We start from the raw sequence: 21,322 nt of genomic DNA on the forward strand, positions 1-21,322 counted from the left end.
CGCTTCACCGCTCTGGTAGATGCCAACCTTGGTCGGCACTGAGCCGAGCATGGGCTCGGCTCTACAATTCCACCACCGCCGCTCTGGTGGGTGCCGACCGTTGGTCGGCACGCTTCACCGCTCTGGTAGATGCCAACCTTGGTTGGCACTGAGCCGAGCATGGGCTCGGCTCTACAATTCCACCACCACCGCTCTGGTGGATGCCGACCGTTGGTCGGCACGCTTCACCGCTCTGGTAGATGCCAACCTTGGTTGGCACTGAGCCGAGCATGGGCTCGGCTCTACACCTCCACCACCGCCGCTCTGGTGGGTGCCGACCGTTGGTCGGCACGCCTTTCAATCACACCCGGCCGAACACCAGCGCTGCGTTGGTGCCACCAAAGCCGAAGCTGTTGGACATCACCGTATCCAGCTTCTGCTCGCGGCTTTCGCGCAGGATCGGGAAACCTTCCACCGCCGGGTCCAGCTCGGTGATGTTGGCCGAACCGGCCACGAAACCATCGCGCATCATCAGCAGGCAGTAGATCGCCTCGTGCACGCTGGCCGCGCCCAGCGAGTGGCCCGACAGCGCCTTGGTCGACGACAGCGGCGGCACCGCATCGCCGAACACTTCGCGGATCGCCCCCAGCTCGGTCACGTCGCCCAGCGGCGTCGAGGTGCCGTGGGTGTTGAGGTAATCGAGCGGACGGTCGACGTTCTGCAGCGCCATCTTCATGCAGCGCACCGCGCCCTCGCCGGACGGGGCGACCATGTCGGCACCGTCGGAGGTCACGCCATAGCCGATCAGCTCGGCATGGATCCGCGCGCCGCGGGCAACGGCGTGGTCGTAGTCTTCCAGCACCAGCATGCCGCCGCCACCGGCGATGACGAAGCCGTCGCGGTCCTTGTCATACGGGCGCGATGCGCTGGACGGGGTGTCGTTGAAGCTGGTCGACAGTGCGCCCATCGCATCGAACATCACGCTCATCGACCAGTGCAGGTCTTCGCCACCACCGGCGAACATGATGTCCTGCGCGCCGTGGCGGATCATGTCCGCGGCCGCGCCGATGCAGTGCGCCGAGGTCGCGCAGGCAGCCGACAGCGAGTAGCTGACGCCCTTGATCTGGAAGGCGGTGGCCAGGCAGGCCGACACGGTGGAGCACATCGTGCGCGGCACCATGTACGGGCCGACCTTGCGCACGCCACGGGCGCGCAGCAGGTCCACGGCACCCACCTGCCATTCGCTGGAACCACCGCCGGAACCGGCGATCAGGCCGGTACGCAGCGCGCTTACCTGTTCCGGCGACAGGCCGGCATCGGCGATGGCATCGCGCATGGCGATGTAGGCGAAGGCCGCCGCATCGCTCATGAAGCGCTTCTGCTTGCGGTCGATCTGCGCATCCAGGTCCAGGTCGACGCGGCCACCGATCTGGCTGCGCAGGCCGGCTTCGGCGTGGTCGGGCAACGCGGTGATGCCGGCGCGGCCTTCCCGCAGCGCCGAGGAAACGGTATCCAGATCATTGCCCAGGCACGAGGTGATGCCCATGCCGGTGATGACGACGCGACGCATCAGAAGCTCCCGGTTTCAGTGAACAGGCCCACGCGCAGGTCGCGGGCGTTGTAGATCTCGCGGTCGTCCACGTACATGCGGGCATCGGCCTGGGCCATCACCAGCTTGCGGTTGATGACGCGGGTGATGTCGATCTCGTAGCGCACCAGCTTGGCTTCCGGCAGCACCTGGCCGGTGAACTTCACCTCGCCGCAGCCCAGGGCGCGGCCCTTGCCGGGCGCACCCAGCCAGGTCAGGTAGAAACCGGTCAGCTGCCACATGGCATCCAGGCCCAGGCAGCCAGGCATCACCGGGTCGCCGATGAAGTGGCAGCCGAAGAACCACAGGTCCGGGCGGATATCCAGTTCGGCACGTACCATGCCCTTGCCATGCGGTCCGCCGTCCTCGCGGATTTCGGTGATGCGGTCGAACATCAGCATCGGGTCGTTGGGCAGACGGCCGGCGGCGGCGCCGAACAGTTCACCGCGGGCGCTGGCCAGCAGCTGGTCACGGTTGAACGCGTGGAGACGAGTCATGGAAAGCGCATTCCTGGAAGCGAAAACAAGGCAACAAGTCCCCGAGGATGCACGACGGTTGCAACGGGAATCAAACCGCCGCACCGTACGCGTGCGTAGTGTTTTCCCCGGGAATCACGCATCCCGTTGATGCACAACGACCATACTTGGCCGTCTGGAGCGGTACGGTGCGGGTATGATGTCCGCCAACCATGAACGCACTGCGCAAGATCATCCACGTCGACATGGACGCCTTCTACGCGTCGGTGGAGCAGCGCGACGATCCGTCACTGCGCGGCAAGCCGGTGGTCGTGGCCTGGCGCGGCGCACGCTCGGTGGTGTGCGCGGCCTCCTACGAGGCCCGGGTGTTCGGCGTGCGCTCGGCAATGCCCGCCCTGCGCGCCGAGCGCCTGTGCCCGGATGCGATCTTCGTGCCGCCGGATTTCGCGCGTTACAAAGCCGTGTCACGCCAGGTGCGCGAGATCTTCCTGCGCCATACCGACCTGGTCGAGCCGCTGTCGCTGGACGAGGCCTACCTGGACGTGACCGCGCCGAAGAGCGGCATCGAACTGGCCACTGAGATCGCCCGCACCATCCGCGCGCAGATCCGTGAAGAGACGAACCTGACTGCTTCAGCCGGCATCGCGCCGAACAAGTTCCTGGCCAAGATCGCCTCGGACTGGCGCAAGCCTGACGGCCAGTTCGTCATCCCGCCGCAGCGCGTGGACGCGTTCCTGCTGACGCTGCCGGTGAAAAGCGTGCCGGGCGTGGGCAAGGTGATGGAAGGCAAGCTGGCCGAGCGCGGCATCGTCACCTGCGGTGACCTGCGCAACTGGACGCTGCCGGACCTGGAAGAGAATTTCGGCAGCTTCGGCCGCAGCCTGTACAACCGCGCCCGCGGCATCGACGAACGGCCGGTGGAGCCGGACCAGCAGGTGCAGTCGATCTCCTCCGAGGACACCTTTGCCGAAGACCTGCTGCTGGAAGACCTGGGCGAGGCCATCGTGCAGCTGGCCGAGAAGACCTGGAATGCCACGCGCAAGACCGAACGCATCGGCCACACCGTCGTGCTGAAACTGAAGACCGCCCAGTTCCGCATCCTCACCCGCAGTTTCACCCCGGACCGTCCACCGGAATCGATGCAGGAACTGCGCGACATCGCCCTGTCCCTGCGCGCCCGCGTCGACCTGCCTGCCGACACCCGCTACCGCCTCGTTGGCGTCGGCCTGGGTGGATTCCGCGATAAAGAACCGGTGGTGCAGGGCGAACTGTTCGGGCACTGATCATTGCTGTGCCGACCAACGGTCGGCACCCACCAACAGCAGCAGGTTCCAACAGCAAGTTCCATCAGCAGCGGGAAACTGTCGAAGGCGGGGTGGGTCCGGTTGCGGGGGCGTGAGCCGCATGGATGCGGCGACCGAGCTTACAGGAACGTACTTGCAGCGTCCCCCGCAACCGGACCCACCCCGCCAACCCAAAGATGCTCAGCTGTTGATCTTGACCTTGCTTCGGCAGGTGCAGGGCGCAGCCCTGCAAAAAAGAAACCACCTACCTCAAGGCCACTGCATCTCGCCCTTGGCCACCTTCGCACTCAACTCCAGCGACGCCACGCCCTCCAACCTGGGATAACGCGCCTGCATCGCCTTCACCAGCGCCGCACTGTCCTTCGCCTTGCCCGCCTCCACATCAAACGCGCGGATGTAATCGGCAGTGAAACGCAGCGCGCTCGCATCCAGCGCCGCACCCGGCGCGTAATGGCCCGGCACCACCACCTTCGGCTTCAGCGCCTGCAGCTGCTGCAGCGTCTGCAGCCAATCGGCATGCGACTGCGGCGTCTGCGTATCGGCCATCCACACGTGCTCGCCGGCCACTACCGGAATGCCGCCCACGATCGCGCGCAACGCCGGCACCCACAGCACCGTGCGGTCCGGCGTCGGCCCATCCAGCCCGATCAGCGGCAGGCGCTGGCCTTCCAGCTGCAGCGCATCGCCCTCCAGCACCTGCGGCACGACGATGCGCGCGGGCACATCGGCACCCATCTTCGGGCCCCAGTAGGCCAGCTTGCCGGCCTGGGTCTGTTCGATGTGGGCGACGGTCTGCGCCGTGGCGACGATGCGTGCCTGCGGGAACGCATCCTGCAGCGTGGCCAGGCCGAAGTAGTAGTCCGGATCGCCATGGCTGATGTAGATCGTGGTCAGCCGCTTGCCGCTGGCGCGAATCTTTTCGACCAGTGCACGCGCATCGCGGGCGGCAAACTGCGCATCGACGAGGATCGCGTCATTGCGGCCTTCGATCAGCACCGAGGACACGGAGAACATCGCCTGCGGCCCGGGATGGAAAGTCTGCAGGTGCAATTGTGAGTGTTTCGCCGCAGTGGCGGCCGCAGGCGCGGCCGCGGCGGCCGGCAGCGGTGCACCGGCGAAACCCGCGGCCAGCGCGAGGGGAAGCAGCAGGGTAGCAGTACGCATCAACGATTCCTCGTGTAGAGCCGAGCCCATGCTCGGCTGCCGTGGTTGCCTCGAGCCGAGCGCAGGCTCGGCTACAGGGGAAACGTATCGATCAATACGCCGCAGTGATGATCTGCTTCGGGTACTTGCCCGCTTCCAGCTCGGCCACGAACGCCGCACCGTAATCGGCGTAGCTGATGCGGCTGTGGCCGCTGGCATCGGCCAGGAAGGTCTTGGCCTGCACGCGGTACTGGCCGCGCTCTTCGCCCGGGCCGATTTCCGCGGCCGGCGAGAAAAAGGTCCAGTCCAGGTCATCCACCGCCTGCAGGCGCGTCAGCGCTTCGCGCGCGGCAAGTGCGTACGGCTTGTAGGCGGCGGGGAAATCCGGGGTGTCGACCAGCTGCACGCCCGGCGCGATCTCCAGGCTGCCGGCGCCACCGACGACCACCACGCGCGGCACCTTGGCCTGGCGTGCGGCGGCGACCAGCTGGTCGGCCACGTTGGCGATCTGGCCGATGTCATCACCCGGGCGCGGGCCGTAGGCGCTGGCCAGCACGTCGTGGCCGGCGATCACGGCGGCCAGGGCGGCGGTGTCGTCCAGCGCGGCGATGGCCAGCTGGGCACCGGCCAGCTCGGCCGGCAGGTCTTTTTCACTGCGGACCACGGCCGTGACCTGGTGGCCGTGGGCGAGGGCGTGGCGGGCGATCTGGCGGCCGATGTTGCCGGTGGCACCGACGAGGGCGATCTTCATGTCAGGGCTCCTTGGGGCGGAATGGGGTGGGAACGAGGCCACTGTAGGCCGCTGAAGTTGCTCGAAAAACAGCGTATAACGCGCTTGTTTGTTGCATGGATCGAGCAGATGGACCGATTGACCGCCATGACCGTGTTCGTCGAAGTGGCCGAGCGTGGCAGCCTGACCGCCGCCGCCGAGGTGCTGGACATGTCCCGCGCGATGGTCAGCCGCTACCTGGCCGAGGTGGAGGGCTGGCTGGGCGCACGCCTGCTGCACCGGACCACGCGGCGGATCAGCCTGACCGGCGCCGGTGAAGCCGCGCTGGCGCGCTTCCGGCAGATGCTGGCCATCGGCGAGGAACTGCAGGGCGAACTGGCCAGCGACGATCCTGAGCCGCACGGCACCCTGCGCATCACCGCCAGCGTATCGTTCGGGCAGAGCCACCTGGCGCGCGCCGTGGCGGCCTTCGTGCAGCGCCACCCGGCCGCGCGCATCGAACTGCTGCTGGTCGACCGCATGGTCAACCTCGTGGAGGAGCGCGTGGACCTGGCCGTGCGCATCGCCCGCCAGATCGATCCCAGCCTGATCGCGCGACGGCTGGCCACCTGCCGTTCGGTGCTGTGCGCCACGCCTGCCTACCTGCAGGCACACGGCACGCCCAGCGCGCCGGAGCAGCTGCCCGCGCACAACTGCCTCACCCATCACTACGTCGGCAAGAGCCTGTGGCAGCTGCATCGCGACGGTCGCTCGCTGTCGGTGGCGGTGGGCGGCAACATCAGCGCCAACGAAGCCTCCCTGCTGCTGGAAGCGGTGCGCGCCGGTGCCGGCATCGCCATGCTGCCGACCTACCAGGTGGCACCGCTGCTGCGTTCGGGGGAACTGGTGCAGCTGCTGCCGGCCTATGCGCTGGACGAGCTGGCCATTCATGCCGTGTACGCATCGCGTCGACAGCAGCCCGCTATCATGCGGCGGTTCCTGGATTTCCTGGCCGAGTGTTTCACCAGCCCGGCATTCCAGGATCTGGATTGGCGCCCACCGATCAAGGAGGACACATGAACCATGGACAGGGATTGCTTGAGCACAACCGCGCGGCGTGGGACCGCCAGGCACGCGAGGCCAGCGACTGGTCGCGCCCGGTCGATGCCGAAACCATCGCTGCCGCACGCCAGGGACGCTGGCAGGTCCACCTGACGCCCCGTCCGCTGCCGCTGGACTGGCTGGGCGATGTACGCGGCCGCCGCATTCTCTGCCTGGCATCGGCCGGTGGCCAGCAGGCGCCGGTGCTGGCCGCCGCTGGCGCGGTGGTCACCGTGTTCGATCTGTCCGACGGGCAGCTGGCGCAGGACCGCCGCGTGGCCGAGCGCGATGGGCTGTCATTGCGCACCGTGCAGGGCGACATGCGTGACCTGCATGCCTTCGCCGATGGCAGCTTCGATGTGGTGTTCCACCCCATTTCGAACCTGTACGTGCCCGACGTGCGCCCGGTCTGGGCCGAGTGCCAGCGCGTGCTGGCCCAGGATGGCCTGCTGCTGGCCAGCTTCTACAACCCGGTGGTGTTCGTGGGCGAGCGCGATCCGCAGCTGCAGGAAAAGGGCGTGATCCGCCCGCGGTACGCCATTCCGTATTCGGACCTGGAAGACCTGCCGGCCGAAGAGCGCGAGGCCAAGCTGGCCCGTGGTGAAGCACTGACCTTCGGCCACAGCCTGGGCGACCTGATCGGTGGCCAGCTCGATGCCGGCTTCGTGGTCGAGCGCTTCATGGAAGACTGGCAGCCGCGCCCGCGTTTCCTGATCGACCGCTACCTGCCCACCTTCCTGGCCACCCGTGCCCGCCGGATCGGCTGAGGCGGGCGCGGAAATGCCGGGGCGTACAATGGACGGCCCACGTCGTACAGGTACCGTCCCTTGTCGTATCCCTATCCGTTGGTTGTGTTTGATCTGGACGGCACGCTGGTGGACAGCGCGGCTGACATTGCCGAAGCGCTGAACCGCACGCTGGAAGACATCGGCGTGGCACGCGTGCCCGAAACCACCGTGCTGGGCTGGATCGGTGATGGCGTGCGGCGGCTGGTCGAGCAGGCCGTGCATGCCGCCGGTCGCGACGTGGACCTGGCCGAGGTGATGCCGACCTTCATGGTGCATTACCGCGAATGCCTGCTGCGCAGCCCGCGCCTGTTCGATGGCGTGCCGGAAGCCCTGGCGCTGCTGCGCGCACGCGGCGTGCCGCTGGCCATCTGCACCAACAAGCCGGCCGCGCTGGTGCCGCCGTTGCTGCAGCACCTGGGCATTGCGGATGCGTTTTCGCTGGTGCTGGGCGGTGATTCGCTGCCGCAGCGCAAGCCCAGTGGCGAGCCGCTGCGGCACATCGCCGCGCACTTCGGCCAGGCGGTGGACGCCTGCCTGATGGTGGGTGATTCGCTCACCGATTACCGTGCCGCCGAAGACGCCGGCATGCCGATCGCACTGGTGCGCTACGGCTATCCGCGTGGCCTGGACCTGGACAACGCGCACGCCGTGGCGGTCATCGACGACCTGCGTGAACTGCCGGGGCTGGCCGCCGGCATTCCGACGCCGTGATCCGTTCGCCGGGCATGGCCCGGCGCTACCGACGCGCCCATGTAGAGCCGAGCCCATGCTCGGCTGCTCGGCTCTACAGTAGATCGACGCCATGCGTCGATGGCGGCGTGCCGACGCCGTGATCCGTTCGCCGGGCATGGCCCGGCGCTACCGACGCGGCCATGTAGAGCCGAGCCCATGCTCGGCTGCTCGGCTCTACAGTAGATCGACGCCATGCGTCGATGGCGGCGTGCCGACGCCGTGATCCGTTCGCCGGGCATGGCCCGGCGCTACCGACGCGGCCATGTAGAGCCGAGCCCATGCTCGGCTGCTCGGCTCTACAGTAGATCGACGCCATGCGTCGATGGCGGCGTGCCGACGCCGTGATCCGCTCGCCGGGCATGGCCCGGCGCTACCGACGCGCCCATGTAGAGCCGAGCCTACGCTCGGCTGCTCGGCTCTACAGTAGATCGACGCCATGCGTCGATGCCGAGGCCCGTTATTTCGGCTGGTACCGCACGCTCAGCTGGTACTCGCGGCCCGGCTGGTTGAACCACGCCACGGTCTCGTAGCGGCGGTCGAACACATTGGCTGCGCGGGCCAGCAGCGACCACGACGGCGTCAGCGCGTACTCTGCGCGCAGGTCCAGCGTGCCGTAACCACCCACCTTCACCGCGTTGCTGGCGTCGTCGAAGCGCTTGCCCGCGCCCTGCACGGTCAGTCCGGCGCGGAAATCGCCAAAGCGGCGGTCCACGTCCAGGCGCGCGGTCTGCTGCGCGCGACGCGGCAGCCAGTTGTCGAACTGCGCGCTGCCAGCGGTGCGGTTGCGCGGGTCGGTGAAGCTCAGCTGGCCGTTGATGTCGAAACCGGCCAGCACCACGCCTGCGGTCAGTTCGGCACCGCGGATACGCGCCTTCTCGATCTGCTGCATCATGAAGGTCGCCGCGTCGTAGGTGATCAGGTCATCGATGCGGGTCTCGTACACGTCCACGCCCCAGTGCCAGCCCTGGCCGTGCTGCGACAGGCCGATGTTGGCGCTCTTCGACGTCTCCGGGTCCAGCGTCGGTACGCCGCTCCACGGGTCGTACAGGTCGCTGAAGGTCGGTGCCTTGAACGCCGTGCCATAACTGGCGTTCACGCGCAGGCCGTGGCCCAGGTCCATCGCCCAGCCGAGGCTGCCGGTGGCGTGGTTGCCGAACTGCGCGTTGTCGTCGTTGCGCGCGCTCACCTGCAGCTGGTGGCGGCCGAAACGGCCCTGGTACTGCACGAACACGCCGGTGTTGCGGCGGCTGTCCACGAGATAGCCCGCGCTGCTGCCATCCAGGTTGTCCTCGCTCCAGTCCACGCCGGTACTCAGCAGCTGGCCCTCGGCCAGGCCGATATCGGCCTGCAGCGAGGCGTTGTCGCGGTGCGTCTGCGCGCTGCCGGACACACCGGAGTCGCCGACGTTGTCCGACTCGTTGTCGCTGCGGCCGACGCTGGCGGTGAAGGCCAGGCGTTCGGACGGGGTGTAGCGCACCTTGCCGGACATCACCTGCTGCAGCGTTTCGGAGTAGTTGTAGTAGCCGTCGTAGTGGTTCTCACCTTCGGCACGCAGGGCGCTGCCTTCCACGCTCCACTGCTCGTTGAAGGTGTAGCCACCGCGCAGGCTCTTGGACAGGTTGCGGTAGCCATCGCGGTCGGGCTCATCGTCGAAGCAGCCGGTGAACAGCGTGGCCGAGCCGCGGCAGGCGTTGATGCCGTCGGTGTGCTGGTAGGCAATATCGGCGCCGAACCAGCCGCGCTCGCCGCTGCCACCGATGCCACCGCTGGCTTCGCGCAGGCCATTGCTGCCGCCGCCCAGCTGGAAGTGCGGCGCAAACCCGCCCTGGTTGCGGCGGGTGAAGATCTGGATGACGCCGCCGATGGCATCGGCGCCGTACAGGCTGGACTGCGGCCCGCGCACGATTTCCACGCGCTCGATCTGCGCCAGCGGCAGGTCCTGGTACATCGCCAGGCCAAGGTCGGCACTGTTGATGCGCACGCCATCGACCAGTACCACGGTGTGCGAGGAATTGGTGCCGCGCAGGAACAGCGAGCTCTGCTTGCCGAGGCCACCGCTGTTGGTCAGGTTGATGCCGGCGCGGCCGGCCAGCAGTTCCTGCAGCGAGGTGGCCTGGCTGGATTCGATCTGTGCACGGTCGATCACCTGCGCCGGTGCGATGCTGTCCTGCAGGGCGATGGGGGTGCGCGTGGCGGTCACCAGCACCTGATCCAGCGCAGCGGTGTCATCGCTCGCCTGGGCATGGGCCAGGGCGGGCAGGGCGGCCAGCACGGCCAGGGACAGCATTCGGAACTGCAGCTTCATCGGGAGGACTCCGGGTGCCACGCACGCCCGCGTGGCGAAGGGGAGGAGCCACGAAGGCAGGCACGCGCCGAAGCCGCGGCAGAGGCCGCGATCATCCAGCGCCATGCCCACCGCATCGCGACCTGAGGCTTCCGGGCCGGTCTCCGGGCTTGCCGCCAGGTGGCGCGAGGCCACCGTCCAGGCGCCTTCCCATGCCGGTGGCACAGTGGCGGTATTGCCTGGAACAGACGTGCTTACCGTTGCGGGGGCAGCGCCGGCCTGGCGTGTTGCCACGCGTCACCGGCTTCCCGTTTCAACCTGCCGGCCGCGGCCGCAGGTCACCTGGAAGTGGGCGCAGTCTACGGCATCCCCGCGGCCCCGTAGAGTCGAGCTTGCTCGACTGCCCTTGCAGCTCCCGCTCGACTGCCTCGGCTGTGCCCGTAGAATGTCCCTTCGATACCCGTGGTGCCGTTGCCGATGTCCCGCTGTTTTCCGCTGTTCCCGCGTTGCCTGCACAGGACGCACGCATGATCCTCGACCTGGTCCGCCATGCCGGCAACGGCCGCGGCGAGTTCCTCGATGGCCGCAGCGATCCGCCGCAGCTGGCCCGCCTGCCGCAGGAACTGGTCGACGCCTATGCCGGGCACGACTGGCAGCGGGTGATCAGCTCGCCGCGCCTGCGCTCGCTGCATACGGCGATGGCCCTGGCCACCCCGCGCGGGCTGGACGTGGACGCGGACGAGGAATGGGAAGAACTGGATTTCGGCGATTGGGACGGGCAGTCATTGTTTGACCTGCCGGAGGACGCGCTGGCGGCCTTCCACGCCGATCCGCATGCCTACCCGCCGCCCAATGGCGAAAGCTGGGGCCACTTCGAACGGCGCATTGCGCGCGCGCTGGATCGCCTGCTGGACGATGAGGATCCGCTGCCCACCGTGGTGGTCAGCCATGGCGGCCCGCTGCGCATGGTGCTGTCACAGGTCTGCGGGTTGCCGCTGTCACTGTGCTGGGCGCTGCGCATCGACCACGGCACGCGCCTGCGGGTGTGGCTGGAACGCGGTGAAGTGGGCCTGGTGGGCGAGCTGCTGGAACTGCAGCAGCCGTAAGCCGCACCACCGTGGTAGTGCCGGCCGCTGGCCGGCATTCCCAGCAATGCGGACGCTCTAATCCTCGTCCGCGCTCTCGGCAAAGCGCTCTTCGCCGTCATCCTCGTTGTCGAAGCGCTGCTCATGCACCGGGCCCGATGCCGGGCCGGCCGCCTTCAACGGATGCGCGGCGATGCGTGCCTCGTAATCCTGCACCAGCGCTTCGCGCTGTGCTTCGCCCAGTTCCTGCCAGTGGCAGTCCAGCAGCGCGCCTTCCAGCGAATAAAGCAGGTTCAAGCTGGGCTTGAAGCCGGCGCGCTTGACCTTGACGAAGGCCCCGACCGCGCCGAGCGCAGCCAGGTCCTCGCGGCTGCGCAGGCCGACCTGGCGCAGCCACGCCGCACTCTTCGGGCCGATGTTGCGCAGCTTGGATGCGCTCATCCCAGGGCCTCGACGAACACGCGGGCGATGGCTTCCAGCCCGGCCTGGTCCTCGGCATCGAAGCGGCCCACCTTCGGGCTGTCGATGTCGAACACGCCGATCAGCTCATCACCGCGCAGCAGCGGCACCACCAGTTCCGAGCGCGAGGCCGAATCACAGGCGATGTGGCCCGGGAAGGCATCGACGTCTTCCACGCGCTGGGTGGCGCGTTGGCTGGCAGCGGCACCGCACACGCCCTTGTCCAGCGGGATGCGCACGCAGGCCGGCAGGCCCTGGAACGGGCCGACCACCAGCTCCTTGCCGTCGTACAGGTAGAAACCCACCCAGTTCAGGTCGGGAAGGGAGTGGTAGACCAGTGCGGAGAGGTTGGCCGCGTTGGCGATGCGGTCGGACTCGCCGTAGACCAGGCCTCGGGCCTGTTCCAGCAGCTGGGCGTATTGTTCCGGCTTGCTGCCGGTGAGCGAGGCGTTGGCGAACATGCCTGCAGTCTAGCAAGCGTACGGGACCAGCGATAATGCACGCTCTGTTGCATGCCTGGAGCCATCGATGCTGCTGCCCACCCTGATGCCGCCGGCGGTGTTCGTCACCGGCACCGATACCGAGATCGGCAAGACTGCCAGCAGCACCGCGCTGCTGCATGCACTGCGCCGGCGCGGACTGCGCGCGGTGGGCATGAAGCCGGTCGCCAGCGGCAGCCAGGACCTGGGCCACGGCCTGCGCAACGAGGACGCGCTGGCGCTGCAGGCGGCCAGCTGGCCGGTGCCGGACTACGCCGATCTGAACCCCTATGCGCTGCGGCAGCCGCTGGCACCTGAACTGGCCGCGGCCGAGGACGGCGTGGAGGTGCAGCTGGCGCCGATCGTGGCCGCCTTCGAGCGCCTGCGTGCGCAGGCCGACGTGGTGGTGGTGGAAGGCGTGGGCGGCTGGCTGGCGCCGGTGTCGGCCACGCTGGACCAGCTCGACCTGGTGCGCGCGCTGCGCCTGCCGGTGCTGCTGGTGGTGGGCATGCGCCTGGGCTGCGTGAACCATGCACGGCTGACCGCGCAGTCGCTGCAGGCCAGCGGCGTGGAGTGCCTGGGCTGGATCGGCAACCACATTGATCCCACCATGCAGCGCCAGGATGAAAACATCGCCACCCTCCAGCAGCGCCTGCCGATGCCGTGCTGGGGCCGCCTGCCGTACCTGCCGGGCGCGGATGGCGAAACCCTGGGCGCACACCTGGGAGCGGAGCAGCGGTAGAGTCGACTGTCAGTCGACTATCGCGCGCAGCGCGGGGTCTGATCAGGAGCAGTCGACCAACGGTCGACTCTACCCTGCAACCCGATACGAACGGCACCGCGATTGCCGGCCAGAGGCCGGCACTACCGCGCTGCCAACTCCCGCGCGATCGCGCCCAGCCGTTCCACCGCGCTGATGAAGCGTGCATCCAGCGCCTGGCAGCATGACAGCCGCAGGCAATGCCGGTAGCGCGCGCCACGCGAATACACCTGGCCAGGCATGAACACGATGTCCTCGGCCAGCGCACGCTCGAACAGTTCACGCGTGTCCACGCCAGGCAGCTCCAGCCACAGCAGGAAGCCCCCCTGCGGTTCGGTGGCGCGGGTGCCAGCGGGGAAGTGCTCGGCCACCAGCTGCCGCAGGCGACCCACCTGTTCGCGGTACAGCCGGCGTATGCGGTGCAGGTGGTGCTCGTAGCTGCCCGCTTCCAGATAGGCGGCCACTGCATCCCCCAGCAGCTGCGGTTCACCGCCGGTGGACTGGAACTTCAGCAGGGCGATGCGCTCGGCGAAGCGACCACCATCGAGCCAGCCGATGCGGTAATCCGGTGCCAGCGTCTTGGAGAAGCCCCCCACCACCATCACCCAGCCATCGCGATCGAAGGCCTTCAGCAGCGGTGCCGGCGGTTCGCAGAACTGCAGTTCGGCATACACCGCATCCTCGATCAGCGGCAGCTGGTGCGCGTTGACCAGTTCGGCCAGGCGCTGCTTGGCCGCCGTCGGCATGGTGCAGCCCAGCGGGTTGTGCACCGTGGGCATCACCACCAGCGCAGCCAGCGGCGTGTGCTCCAGCAGCGCTTCCAGCGCATCCACATCCAACCCGTGCTGCGGGTGGGTGGGCAGCTCGATGGCCTGCAGGCCGAGGTTGGCCAGCAACGGGTACAGGTTGAAGTAGGAGGGGGCTTCGATACCCACCGCCGCACCCGGCTCGGTCACGGCACGCAGGGCCAGCTGCAGCGCTTCCATCGCGCCGTGGGTCAGCAGCAGGCGGTCGGCGTGGGTGTGCAGGCCCAGCCGCGGGCCACGCCGCGCGATCTGCGCCAGCAGGCGCGGCGAGCCGTTCGGGCGCGCATAGGTTTCCACCGTCTGCTGGCCGTGGCGCAGCACCTGCGCGGTGTGCCGGGCCAGCTGCGCGCCAGGGTAGAACTGCCGCCCGCGCGGCCCGGCGAATGCCAGGTCGATGACGCCCGGGCGGCGCTGCGCCTCGAGCACGCGCGCCATCAGCGCCTGCTGCAGCGGCGCGGTGGGCGCCGAGGGGGCATCGCGCAGTGATCGCTGCGGCACCGACAGGCGTGGCGCCACCTCGAAGCCGGCCTTCGGCCGTGGCACCACCAGTCCAGCATCTTCCAGCTGCCGATAGGCGGCGATGACGGTGTTCAGGCTCAGCTGGCGCTGCGCCGCCATCTGCCGCAGCGAGGGCAGGCGGCTGCCCACCGGCAGGCGGCCGCCGTGGATCGCTTCGGCCAGTTCATCGGACAGGCGCTGGTAGCGGGGTGGGGCCGGGGTGGTGCGTGGATCTGTATCCATTGGACTGGCCTGCATCTGGAGCTGTACCCATGATGCCGCCGAGCCTAGCATGGTGCTGTCGGTGGGGCCTGATCGGGGCCTGGCCGATCCATTTCAAACGCACGGCCGCAGGGCCGTGCGTCTTTTTCATGGGCTGCGTCAACAATCGCTGCGGCTTCGTAGAGTCGAGCTTGCTCGACTGCTTTACGGGGACAGTCGAGCAAGCTCGACTCTACGCGCCAGCAGCCGAGCATGGGCTCGGCTCTACAACAGTACGTCAGCGCATCGGCACCAGCGAGGCCTGGCGCCGGTACAGCGCCGGGAACTGCCTGCCCAGCGCGGCCAGCTTCGGTGCGTCGTAATAGCGGATGTAGGCCGCCTGCGGGTAGTTGGCCATGTAGTTCTGGTGGTAGCTCTCGGCCGGGTAGAAGCGCTGGCCGCTGGCCACCTGGGTGACGATCGGGCCGCGGTAGCTGCCAGCCTGGCCCAGCTGGCTGATGTAGGCGCGGCTGGCGGCCAGTTGCCGCGCATCGTCGCTGAAGATCGCCGAGCGGTACTGGCTGCCGTGGTCGGGGCCCTGGTAGTTCAGCTGGGTGGGGTCGTGCGCCACCGAGAAGAACACCTGCAGCAGCTGGCCATAGCTGACCTGGCGCGGATCGTAGTCGACCTTCACCGCTTCGGCGTGGCCGGTGCGGCCGCTGCTGACCCGCTCATAGCGTGCATCGGCGGCACTGCCGCCCGCATAGCCCGCCACGGCATTGCTCACGCCTTTGACGTGCTGGAACACACCCTGCACGCCCCAGAAGCAGCCACCGGCAAACACCACGCTGGCGTGGGTGGCGTCATCGCTGAAGGCGGCGTCGCCGGCCGGTGCCGGCAGCGCCCGCACCGGCGCGCTGGCCGTAGCCGGCGCGGCCATCGCACCGTGATCCACCAGCAGCACGCCGGCCACCAGCGCCGTGGCGACCAGCCCGGCAACACCCGCCGCAATGCCCTGTTCAAAGGAGAATTTCATCGTGCCCTCCTGCTCTCAACCAAAGGTGAAGGCATAGGCCTGCACGCCCGCGTCGAGGAACTCGATCTCGAAGCGGTGCGGGCCGACCGTGCCGCGCTGGCGTACCAGCTGGTACAGACGGTTCTCGTTGACCACGCCACTGCCATCGGCGCCGACATCACTGCCGGCATCGGCGGCGGGCAGGGGCTTGCCATCCAGCCAGACGCGGAAGCGCACGGGCGTGCCGTCCTGCTTCGGCGCAAGCACCAGGTGCAGGTCGCGGGCGTGGAACTGGAAGGCGATGCGGCCGCCGCTCTGCTGCAGCTGCGCGGCTTCGTTGGTGATGGTCCAGTGCCCGGACAGGCCCCACTGGTTCAGCGCGAGGCTGGCCGGCAGCGTGTACTCGAAGGCCGCATCGGTGCGCTGCCCGCCGGGCGAGGCGAAGTGCTCGGCGCGGGCATGGCCCAGGTAGGTTTCCGGCGAGCGCAGGTTGCCCATGTCAGCCTGCGTGGCCACGCCCTGCAGGTCGGCGGCGGCCGGGTCGGCCGGTGGCGGCAGGTCGGTCTGGCCGGCTTCGGCCAGCAGGCGGCGGATCACCTGTTCCGAATGCGCGTAGTTGCCTTCACCGAACTGGTGGGCGCGGATGTTGCCCTGTGCATCAACGAAGTACTGCGCCGGCCAGTACTGGTTGTTGAACGCGCGCCAGATCGAATACTGGTTGTCCAGCGCCACCGGGTACTCGACCTTCAGCTGCTGCACCGCCTTCATCACGTTGCGCGGGTCGCGCTCGAAGGCGAATTCCGGCGTGTGCACGCCCACCACCACCAGGCCGTGGTCGCGGTAGCGGCGCTCCCATTCGTGCACGAAGGGCATCGCGCGCAGGCAGTTGATGCAGGAATAGGTCCAGAAATCGATCAGCACGACCTTGCCGCGCAGCTGTCCGGCCTGCAGCGGCGGGCTGTTGAGCCAGCCGGTGGCACCGTCCAGGGCGGGCAGGGTGCCTTCCACCGGCAGCGGCGCATTGGCGGCATTGGCACCGGCCATCATCATCATCGGCGGCGCGGCCGGCTGGGCACCGGGTACGGCATCGAGCAGGCCCTGCTCGATGCGCGCGGTGCTGACCGAGGACAGGCGGGTCAGCAGGCCGGTATCCCAGCCCAGGCCGATGGCCACCACCGCCAGCAGCGCGGCCACGCCCAACACCTTGCGCAGCACGTCGCCCAGGCCGAGCCGCGCCTGCAGGGCATTGAACACGCGGCCACCGATCCACACCGCCAGCGCGAGCGCCGTCGCCGCGCCCAGCGCGTAGGCCAGCAGCAGCCCACTGGTGCCCACGCTGGCGCCGTGCAGTGCCGCACCGGTCAGCACCAGGCCCAGGATCGGCCCGGCGCACGGTGCCCACAACAGGCCGGTGGCGATGCCGATCAGCAGCGAGGTCCACGCCCCGCCACGGCCGGCATCATCGGCGGCATCGGCGCGCGCGCTCAGCCGTGCACCCACGCGCTGGAACGGCGCCAGCAGGTGGTCGGCCAGGCGCGGCCAGAGCAGTGCCAGAGCGAACACCGCCATCAGCACCAGGGCCACCCAGCGGCCGATCTGGTTGGCCTGGGCCACCCATTGGCTGCCCACGGCGGCCAGGCTGGCGACCACGGCGAAGGTCAGCGCCATGCCCAGCAGCAGCGGCAGCGTGCTGCGCAGGAACGGCCGGTTGGCGCGTGCGAACACGAAGGGCAGCACCGGCAGGATGCAGGGGCTGAGCAGGGTCAGTACGCCGCCCAGGTAGGCCAGCAGCAACAGCAGCATCATCAGGCTCCAGAAACAGGGGAAGAACCGAGCGGCACGCGCCAGCCACCGTCGCTGTCCTGCCGGGCCGCACCGGGCTGGAACAGCAGGGCGGCCCCGTTCATGCAGTAGCGCAGGCCGGTCGGGCGCGGGCCATCGTTGAAGACATGGCCGAGGTGGCCGCCGCAGCGGCTGCAGTGCGCTTCCACCCGCAACATGCCGAAGGTGGTGTCGCGGTCCTCGCCGACGGCGCCATGCAGCGGCGCCCAGAAACTGGGCCAGCCGGTGCCGCTTTCAAACTTGGTGGACGAGGAGAACAGCGGCTGCTGGCAGCCGGCGCAGGTGAACGTGCCCCGCCGGTGTTCCCGATCCAGCGGGCTGCTGCCGGCGCGTTCGGTGGCCTGTTGGCGCAGCACCGCGTACTGCGCCGGGGTCAGCAGCCGGCGCCATTCGGCGTCGCTGCGCATCAGCGGGAACTGTCGTGCCGGGCGGTTCTCGGCGGCGGCCGTGGCGGGGCGGCTGCACGCGCCCAGGCCGAGCACGCCAGCGGCGGTGGCAAGACCACCCAGGCCCAGCAGGTGGCGGCGGGTGAGGGGCATGGCGGACTCCGGGAAGGGGCGACGGGGCCATGCTGCGCCTGCCCGGGTCAACGAATCCTCACGCAGGATTCAATTTTTCGTGAGGTATCGATGGCCAAGCCGCGCCACAATGCGGGCAGCCTCCCCACTGGCCCCGAGTTGCCGATGTCCGCAAAACGCGTCCTGATCGTCGAAGACGATGCCCACATCGCCGACCTGCTGCGCATGCACCTGGCCGACGAGGGCTACGACGTCGCCCACGCCGCCACCGGCGATGCCGGCCTGCGCCTGCTGGAACAGGACGGCCCGTGGGACGCGCTGGTGCTGGACGTGATGTTGCCCGGCGTGGACGGACTGCAGATCTGCCAGCGTGCCCGGGCGATGGCGCGCTACGTGCCAATCATCATCATCAGCGCACGTGGCAGTGAAACCCAGCGCATCGTCGGCCTGGAACTGGGCGCGGATGATTACCTGGCCAAGCCCTTCTCGATGCCCGAATTGGTGGCCCGCGTGCGGGCGCTGCTGCGCCGTGCCGAAGCCATGGCGCAGAACGCGCGCATCGATGCCGGTGCCGTGGAAGTGGGTGGCCTGCAGCTGGACCCGGTGGCACGCACCGCCTCGGTCGATGGCAGCGTACTGGAGCTGACCCCGCGTGAGTTCGACCTGCTGCTGTTCTTCGCCCGCCACCGCGACCAGGTGTTCGCGCGGATGGAACTGCTCAACCAGGTCTGGGGCTACCAGCACGATGGCTACGAGCACACGGTGAACACCCACATCAACCGCCTGCGCAGCAAGATCGAGGGTGACCCGGCCAACCCGCGCCGGCTGCTGACGGTGTGGGGGCGCGGCTACAAGCTGGTCGATCCGGCCGGGGCGGCGGCATGATCACGCCCAACCTGTGGCAGAAGCTGGCAGCGGTGATCGCCGCGCTGATGCTGATGTGCTGCATGGCCCTGCTGGCCCTGCAGATGCGCGCCAGCACCCGCCACGAACAGGAAGTGGTGCAGCGGCTGTCGCTGGGCCTGGCCGAACACATCGCCCAGCGCAGCGAGCTGATGGACACCAGCGGCATGCGCGATACCGCGGTGCGCGCGCTGTTCGGCCAGTTGATGGCGGTCAATCCCAGCGTGGAGGTCTACCTGCTGGACGACCAGGGCCGCATCCTCGGCCACGATGCACCCAGCGGCCACCTGCTGCGCGACCGTGTCGACCTGGCGCCGCTGCGCCACCTGCTGGCCGGTGCGCCACTGCCGATTCTCGGCGATGACCCGCGCAGCACCGGCGGCCGCAAGGTGTTCAGCGTGGCCCCGCTGGTGGTGCAGGGTCGCCAGGCCGGCTACGTGTACGTGGTGCTGGTGGGCGAGCACCGGCAGATGCTGGCCGACGATCTGGCCGCCAGCAACCAGTGGAACACCACCCTGTGGTCGGTGCTGCTGGTGGGCGGGTTGGGCCTGCTGGCCGGGCTGGTGGCCTTCTACTGGGTCACCCGGCCGCTGCGCCGGCTGACCCGGCGCATCCAGGCCTTCGACATCGATGCACCCACGCCGTTGCCGGCGCCGGTGCCACTGCGCAGCGGCGAGCGCGATGAACTGAAGATCCTCGAGCATGCCCACGCGCAGATGGCGCAGCGGCTGGGTGAACAATGGCAGCAGCTGCGCCAGCAGGACCTGCAGCGCCGCGAGCTGGTGGCCAACATCTCCCACGACCTGCGCACGCCGCTGTCGTCGCTGCATGGCTACCTGGAAACGCTGGCGCTGAAGGAAGCCACGTTGTCACCGGACGAGCGCCGCCGCTACCTCGGCATCGCCCTGGCGCAGAGCGCGAAAGTGGGCCGCCTGGCCCGCGCGCTGTTCGAACTGGCGCGGCTGGAGCACGGCGAGGTACGCCTGGAATGGGAGGTGTTCGCGCTGCCGGAGCTGCTGCAGGACGTGCTGCAGAAGTTCGAGTTGGCGGCGCAGGCGCGCGGCCAGCACCTGCACGCGGATTTCCCGCCGGGCCTGCCGCTGGTGCGCGCCGATCTCGGCCTGGTCGAGCGGGTGCTGACCAACCTGATCGACAACGCGCTGCGGCATGCGCCCGAGGGCGGTGAGGTGCGCGTGCAGCTGCGCGCCATTGAAGGCAGCGTGGAAGTGAGCGTGGCCGACGACGGCCCAGGTGTGGCCCCGGCGCTGCGCGCGCAGCTGTTCCAGGCGCCGGCGGCACTGGGGGCGCGACGTGGCGAGAATGGCGGGCTGGGGCTGCTGATCGTGCAGCGCATCGTGCAGCTGCACGGGCGCCGCATCGAACTGCGGCCGAGCGAGGCGGGGGCGCTGTTCGTGTTCGCCCTGCCGCGTGCCGACCACGCGGCGCCCTGACCGCGCCGCTGCGCTCGCCGGGCGTGGCCCGGCGCTACCGGTCTCTGGGGCGTCACCCGGCCATGCCCGGTAGATCCACGCCATGCGTGGATGCGCGTCACCAGATCGCACGTAACCGGTAGATCCACGCCATGCGTGGATGCGTTTCACCAGATCGCACGTAACCGGTAGATCCACGCCATGCGTGGATGCGCTTCACCAGATCGCACGTAACCGGTAGATCCACGCCATGCGTGGATGCGTTTCACCAGATCGCAGGCAAAAAAAGACCCGGCAGAGGGAGGGATCTGCCGGGTCCGGATTGCATGGGGGGAGGGACCCATGCAATGAGCGTGGGCGGGACGTCAGTGGCTGTTGCCGGTGGCGTCCGCCGTTGTATGTGCCTGGCCCTGCACCAGGTCGGACCAGGCGCGACCGGCCTGCAGGCCCAGATCGACCACGTCCTGCTGGGCCTGGCCCAGCCGTTGCAGGTTGTCCTGCCACAGCTGTGCGCCCTTGGGCAGCAACCCGGCCGGATCTTCGCTGCGGGCCAGTTCGCCCAGCCAGCCGCCGGTTGCGGTCAGGTTGCGTTCCATCGCCTTCAGCTGCACGCCGAACATGCTCTCGGCATTTTCCAGCGCCAGTCGGTTCGCACGCGTTGCCGCAGCCGCCAGCTGGCGGGTGGCATCACTGAAACGATCGGCGAAGGCGTTGGCCATGGCGGCATCGAAAGCGGTTGATGCAATGCAGCATACGCCGATCATGCCGCAATGCAACAAAAATCGTGAAGGCGCTCGAGGCGCCTTCAGAAAGCCTTATGGATCAACGGCTTGATCAGGCGGCCGGGCCGCGGTAACGGCAGCCGGAGGTGCAGGTTTCGTGCACGGTGATCTCGCTCAGCGCGGGCAGCACCGGCTTCAGTTCGTTCCAGATCCACACCGCCAGGTTCTCGCTGGTCGGGTTTTCCAGGCCGGGGATGTCGTTGAGGTAGTGGTGGTCCAGGCGGTCGTAGATCGGCTGGAAGGCGGCTTTGACGTCGCCGAAATCCATGATCCAGCCGGTCTGTGCACCCGGCTCGCCTTCCACCTTCAGTTCCACCCGGAACGAATGGCCGTGCAGGCGCGCGCATTTGTGGCCCGGCGGCACGTTGGGCAGGCGGTGGGCCGCCTCGAGCATGAAGACTTTGAAGATTTCCATGGCGCGATTGTACGCCGGCCCCGTC

The 21,322-nt window shown here is 68.7% G+C and carries 21 protein-coding genes and 1 riboswitch; of the genes, 8 read left to right on the plus strand and 13 right to left on the minus strand.

Features of this window, described 5'->3' with window-relative positions:
• Positions 1–340: 340 nt before the first annotated feature.
• Both fabB and fabA read right to left on the minus strand, forming a co-directional pair.
• On the minus strand, positions 341–1,549 hold the full coding sequence (gene fabB / locus QMZ26_RS10160; protein ID WP_200733442.1) for a beta-ketoacyl-ACP synthase I: 1,209 nt from the start codon (positions 1,547–1,549) through the stop codon (positions 341–343).
• A complete protein-coding gene (fabA, locus tag QMZ26_RS10165) occupies positions 1,549–2,064 on the minus strand; it encodes a 3-hydroxyacyl-[acyl-carrier-protein] dehydratase FabA (protein WP_079220498.1) in 516 nt (171 codons plus the stop codon). Before fabA ends, fabB begins: the two co-directional genes overlap by 1 nt.
• Positions 2,065–2,255: 191 nt before the next feature.
• Between fabA and dinB the strand changes: the two genes are divergently transcribed.
• The gene (gene dinB, locus QMZ26_RS10170) at positions 2,256–3,326 is read left to right on the plus strand and encodes a DNA polymerase IV (RefSeq protein ID WP_079220499.1); all 1,071 of its coding nucleotides are present in this window, start codon (positions 2,256–2,258) and stop codon (positions 3,324–3,326) included.
• Between the two features lie 270 nt (positions 3,327–3,596).
• On the opposite strand, the gene QMZ26_RS10175 is transcribed toward dinB, so the two are convergent.
• Together QMZ26_RS10175 and QMZ26_RS10180 are read right to left on the minus strand one after the other, a co-directional pair.
• Positions 3,597–4,511, minus strand: a complete 915-nt coding sequence (locus tag QMZ26_RS10175; protein ID WP_283221375.1) for an MBL fold metallo-hydrolase — start codon at positions 4,509–4,511, stop codon at positions 3,597–3,599.
• A 91-nt stretch (positions 4,512–4,602) separates the two neighbouring features.
• A complete protein-coding gene (locus QMZ26_RS10180) occupies positions 4,603–5,241 on the minus strand; it encodes an NAD(P)H-binding protein (RefSeq protein ID WP_283221376.1) in 639 nt (212 codons plus the stop codon).
• A 108-nt stretch (positions 5,242–5,349) separates the two neighbouring features.
• Between QMZ26_RS10180 and QMZ26_RS10185 the strand changes: the two genes are divergently transcribed.
• Genes QMZ26_RS10185 through gph form a run of 3 tightly spaced genes read left to right on the plus strand, consistent with a single transcriptional unit; the run spans position 5,350 to position 7,799 of the window.
• On the plus strand, positions 5,350–6,279 hold the full coding sequence (locus tag QMZ26_RS10185; RefSeq protein ID WP_283221377.1) for a LysR family transcriptional regulator: 930 nt from the start codon (positions 5,350–5,352) through the stop codon (positions 6,277–6,279).
• Positions 6,276–7,067: a class I SAM-dependent methyltransferase gene (locus QMZ26_RS10190; protein ID WP_283221378.1), complete on the plus strand. Its 792-nt coding sequence runs from the start codon at positions 6,276–6,278 to the stop codon at positions 7,065–7,067. The genes QMZ26_RS10185 and QMZ26_RS10190 overlap by 4 nt, the downstream gene beginning before the upstream one ends.
• Before the next feature lie 60 nt (positions 7,068–7,127).
• Positions 7,128–7,799, plus strand: a complete 672-nt coding sequence (gene gph, locus QMZ26_RS10195) for a phosphoglycolate phosphatase (protein WP_283221379.1) — start codon at positions 7,128–7,130, stop codon at positions 7,797–7,799.
• Between the two features lie 478 nt (positions 7,800–8,277).
• Here gph and btuB read toward each other — a convergent pair whose 3' ends face one another.
• Positions 8,278–10,125, minus strand: coding sequence for a TonB-dependent vitamin B12 receptor (btuB, locus tag QMZ26_RS10200; protein ID WP_283221380.1), 1,848 nt, complete (start codon positions 10,123–10,125; stop codon positions 8,278–8,280).
• A 116-nt stretch (positions 10,126–10,241) separates the two neighbouring features.
• Positions 10,242–10,465: riboswitch (cobalamin riboswitch) on the minus strand.
• 166 nt (positions 10,466–10,631) lie between these two features.
• Between btuB and QMZ26_RS10205 the strand changes: the two genes are divergently transcribed.
• A complete protein-coding gene (locus QMZ26_RS10205; RefSeq protein ID WP_283221381.1) occupies positions 10,632–11,210 on the plus strand; it encodes a histidine phosphatase family protein in 579 nt (192 codons plus the stop codon).
• A gap of 57 nt (positions 11,211–11,267) precedes the next feature.
• Here the strand turns inward: QMZ26_RS10205 and QMZ26_RS10210 are convergent, their stop codons facing one another.
• Both QMZ26_RS10210 and QMZ26_RS10215 read right to left on the minus strand, forming a co-directional pair.
• A complete protein-coding gene (locus tag QMZ26_RS10210) occupies positions 11,268–11,630 on the minus strand; it encodes a TfoX/Sxy family protein (protein ID WP_283221382.1) in 363 nt (120 codons plus the stop codon).
• The gene (locus QMZ26_RS10215; RefSeq protein WP_283221383.1) at positions 11,627–12,109 is read right to left on the minus strand and encodes a GAF domain-containing protein; all 483 of its coding nucleotides are present in this window, start codon (positions 12,107–12,109) and stop codon (positions 11,627–11,629) included. The genes QMZ26_RS10210 and QMZ26_RS10215 overlap by 4 nt, the downstream gene beginning before the upstream one ends.
• Positions 12,110–12,191: 82 nt before the next feature.
• Between QMZ26_RS10215 and bioD the strand changes: the two genes are divergently transcribed.
• Positions 12,192–12,869, plus strand: coding sequence for a dethiobiotin synthase (gene bioD, locus QMZ26_RS10220; RefSeq protein WP_283221412.1), 678 nt, complete (start codon positions 12,192–12,194; stop codon positions 12,867–12,869).
• 122 nt (positions 12,870–12,991) lie between these two features.
• Here bioD and QMZ26_RS10225 read toward each other — a convergent pair whose 3' ends face one another.
• From QMZ26_RS10225 to msrB, 4 genes are all read right to left on the minus strand, one after another.
• A complete protein-coding gene (locus QMZ26_RS10225; RefSeq protein ID WP_283221384.1) occupies positions 12,992–14,434 on the minus strand; it encodes a PLP-dependent aminotransferase family protein in 1,443 nt (480 codons plus the stop codon).
• A gap of 256 nt (positions 14,435–14,690) precedes the next feature.
• Positions 14,691–15,428, minus strand: coding sequence for a peptide-methionine (S)-S-oxide reductase MsrA (msrA, locus tag QMZ26_RS10230; protein ID WP_283221385.1), 738 nt, complete (start codon positions 15,426–15,428; stop codon positions 14,691–14,693).
• Between the two features lie 15 nt (positions 15,429–15,443).
• Positions 15,444–17,210 carry a cytochrome c biogenesis protein CcdA gene (locus QMZ26_RS10235; RefSeq protein ID WP_200734060.1) on the minus strand — a complete coding sequence of 589 codons (1,767 nt, stop codon included), beginning with the start codon at positions 17,208–17,210 and terminating at the stop codon, positions 15,444–15,446.
• A gap of 2 nt (positions 17,211–17,212) precedes the next feature.
• Positions 17,213–17,788 (minus strand): peptide-methionine (R)-S-oxide reductase MsrB, encoded by a 576-nt coding sequence (gene msrB / locus QMZ26_RS10240; protein WP_283221386.1) that lies wholly within the window; start codon positions 17,786–17,788, stop codon positions 17,213–17,215.
• Positions 17,789–17,932: 144 nt separating this feature from the next.
• Here msrB and QMZ26_RS10245 point away from each other — a divergent pair, with 144 nt between their 5' ends.
• Positions 17,933–18,652 carry a response regulator transcription factor gene (locus QMZ26_RS10245; protein ID WP_283221387.1) on the plus strand — a complete coding sequence of 240 codons (720 nt, stop codon included), beginning with the start codon at positions 17,933–17,935 and terminating at the stop codon, positions 18,650–18,652.
• Positions 18,649–20,121 carry a HAMP domain-containing sensor histidine kinase gene (locus tag QMZ26_RS10250; protein WP_283221388.1) on the plus strand — a complete coding sequence of 491 codons (1,473 nt, stop codon included), beginning with the start codon at positions 18,649–18,651 and terminating at the stop codon, positions 20,119–20,121. The genes QMZ26_RS10245 and QMZ26_RS10250 overlap by 4 nt, the downstream gene beginning before the upstream one ends.
• Positions 20,122–20,465: 344 nt before the next feature.
• Here the strand turns inward: QMZ26_RS10250 and QMZ26_RS10255 are convergent, their stop codons facing one another.
• Positions 20,466–20,819: a phasin family protein gene (locus tag QMZ26_RS10255; protein WP_108747756.1), complete on the minus strand. Its 354-nt coding sequence runs from the start codon at positions 20,817–20,819 to the stop codon at positions 20,466–20,468.
• A gap of 115 nt (positions 20,820–20,934) precedes the next feature.
• Positions 20,935–21,297 carry a 6-carboxytetrahydropterin synthase QueD gene (gene queD, locus QMZ26_RS10260; protein ID WP_100554652.1) on the minus strand — a complete coding sequence of 121 codons (363 nt, stop codon included), beginning with the start codon at positions 21,295–21,297 and terminating at the stop codon, positions 20,935–20,937.
• Positions 21,298–21,322: the final 25 nt, after the last annotated feature.

The organism is Stenotrophomonas sp. PFBMAA-4 (assembly GCF_030053215.1).
GTDB lineage: Bacteria > Pseudomonadota > Gammaproteobacteria > Xanthomonadales > Xanthomonadaceae > Stenotrophomonas.

What these genes read in the sequence shown, in the direction of transcription:
- fabB (WP_200733442.1), bottom strand. Translation starts at nt 1,549, where the DNA reads ATGCGTCGCGTCGTCATCACCGGCATGGGCATCACCTCGTGCCTGGGC.
- fabA (WP_079220498.1), bottom strand. Translation starts at nt 2,064, where the DNA reads ATGACTCGTCTCCACGCGTTCAACCGTGACCAGCTGCTGGCCAGCGCC.
- dinB (WP_079220499.1), top strand. Translation starts at nt 2,256, where the DNA reads ATGAACGCACTGCGCAAGATCATCCACGTCGACATGGACGCCTTCTAC.
- QMZ26_RS10175 (WP_283221375.1), bottom strand. Translation starts at nt 4,511, where the DNA reads ATGCGTACTGCTACCCTGCTGCTTCCCCTCGCGCTGGCCGCGGGTTTC.
- QMZ26_RS10180 (WP_283221376.1), bottom strand. Translation starts at nt 5,241, where the DNA reads ATGAAGATCGCCCTCGTCGGTGCCACCGGCAACATCGGCCGCCAGATC.
- QMZ26_RS10185 (WP_283221377.1), top strand. Translation starts at nt 5,350, where the DNA reads ATGGACCGATTGACCGCCATGACCGTGTTCGTCGAAGTGGCCGAGCGT.
- QMZ26_RS10190 (WP_283221378.1), top strand. Translation starts at nt 6,276, where the DNA reads ATGAACCATGGACAGGGATTGCTTGAGCACAACCGCGCGGCGTGGGAC.
- btuB (WP_283221380.1), bottom strand. Translation starts at nt 10,125, where the DNA reads ATGAAGCTGCAGTTCCGAATGCTGTCCCTGGCCGTGCTGGCCGCCCTG.
- QMZ26_RS10205 (WP_283221381.1), top strand. Translation starts at nt 10,632, where the DNA reads ATGATCCTCGACCTGGTCCGCCATGCCGGCAACGGCCGCGGCGAGTTC.
- QMZ26_RS10210 (WP_283221382.1), bottom strand. Translation starts at nt 11,630, where the DNA reads ATGAGCGCATCCAAGCTGCGCAACATCGGCCCGAAGAGTGCGGCGTGG.
- QMZ26_RS10215 (WP_283221383.1), bottom strand. Translation starts at nt 12,109, where the DNA reads ATGTTCGCCAACGCCTCGCTCACCGGCAGCAAGCCGGAACAATACGCC.
- QMZ26_RS10225 (WP_283221384.1), bottom strand. Translation starts at nt 14,434, where the DNA reads ATGGATACAGATCCACGCACCACCCCGGCCCCACCCCGCTACCAGCGC.
- msrA (WP_283221385.1), bottom strand. Translation starts at nt 15,428, where the DNA reads ATGAAATTCTCCTTTGAACAGGGCATTGCGGCGGGTGTTGCCGGGCTG.
- QMZ26_RS10235 (WP_200734060.1), bottom strand. Translation starts at nt 17,210, where the DNA reads ATGCTGCTGTTGCTGCTGGCCTACCTGGGCGGCGTACTGACCCTGCTC.
- msrB (WP_283221386.1), bottom strand. Translation starts at nt 17,788, where the DNA reads ATGCCCCTCACCCGCCGCCACCTGCTGGGCCTGGGTGGTCTTGCCACC.
- QMZ26_RS10245 (WP_283221387.1), top strand. Translation starts at nt 17,933, where the DNA reads ATGTCCGCAAAACGCGTCCTGATCGTCGAAGACGATGCCCACATCGCC.
- QMZ26_RS10250 (WP_283221388.1), top strand. Translation starts at nt 18,649, where the DNA reads ATGATCACGCCCAACCTGTGGCAGAAGCTGGCAGCGGTGATCGCCGCG.
- QMZ26_RS10255 (WP_108747756.1), bottom strand. Translation starts at nt 20,819, where the DNA reads ATGGCCAACGCCTTCGCCGATCGTTTCAGTGATGCCACCCGCCAGCTG.
- queD (WP_100554652.1), bottom strand. Translation starts at nt 21,297, where the DNA reads ATGGAAATCTTCAAAGTCTTCATGCTCGAGGCGGCCCACCGCCTGCCC.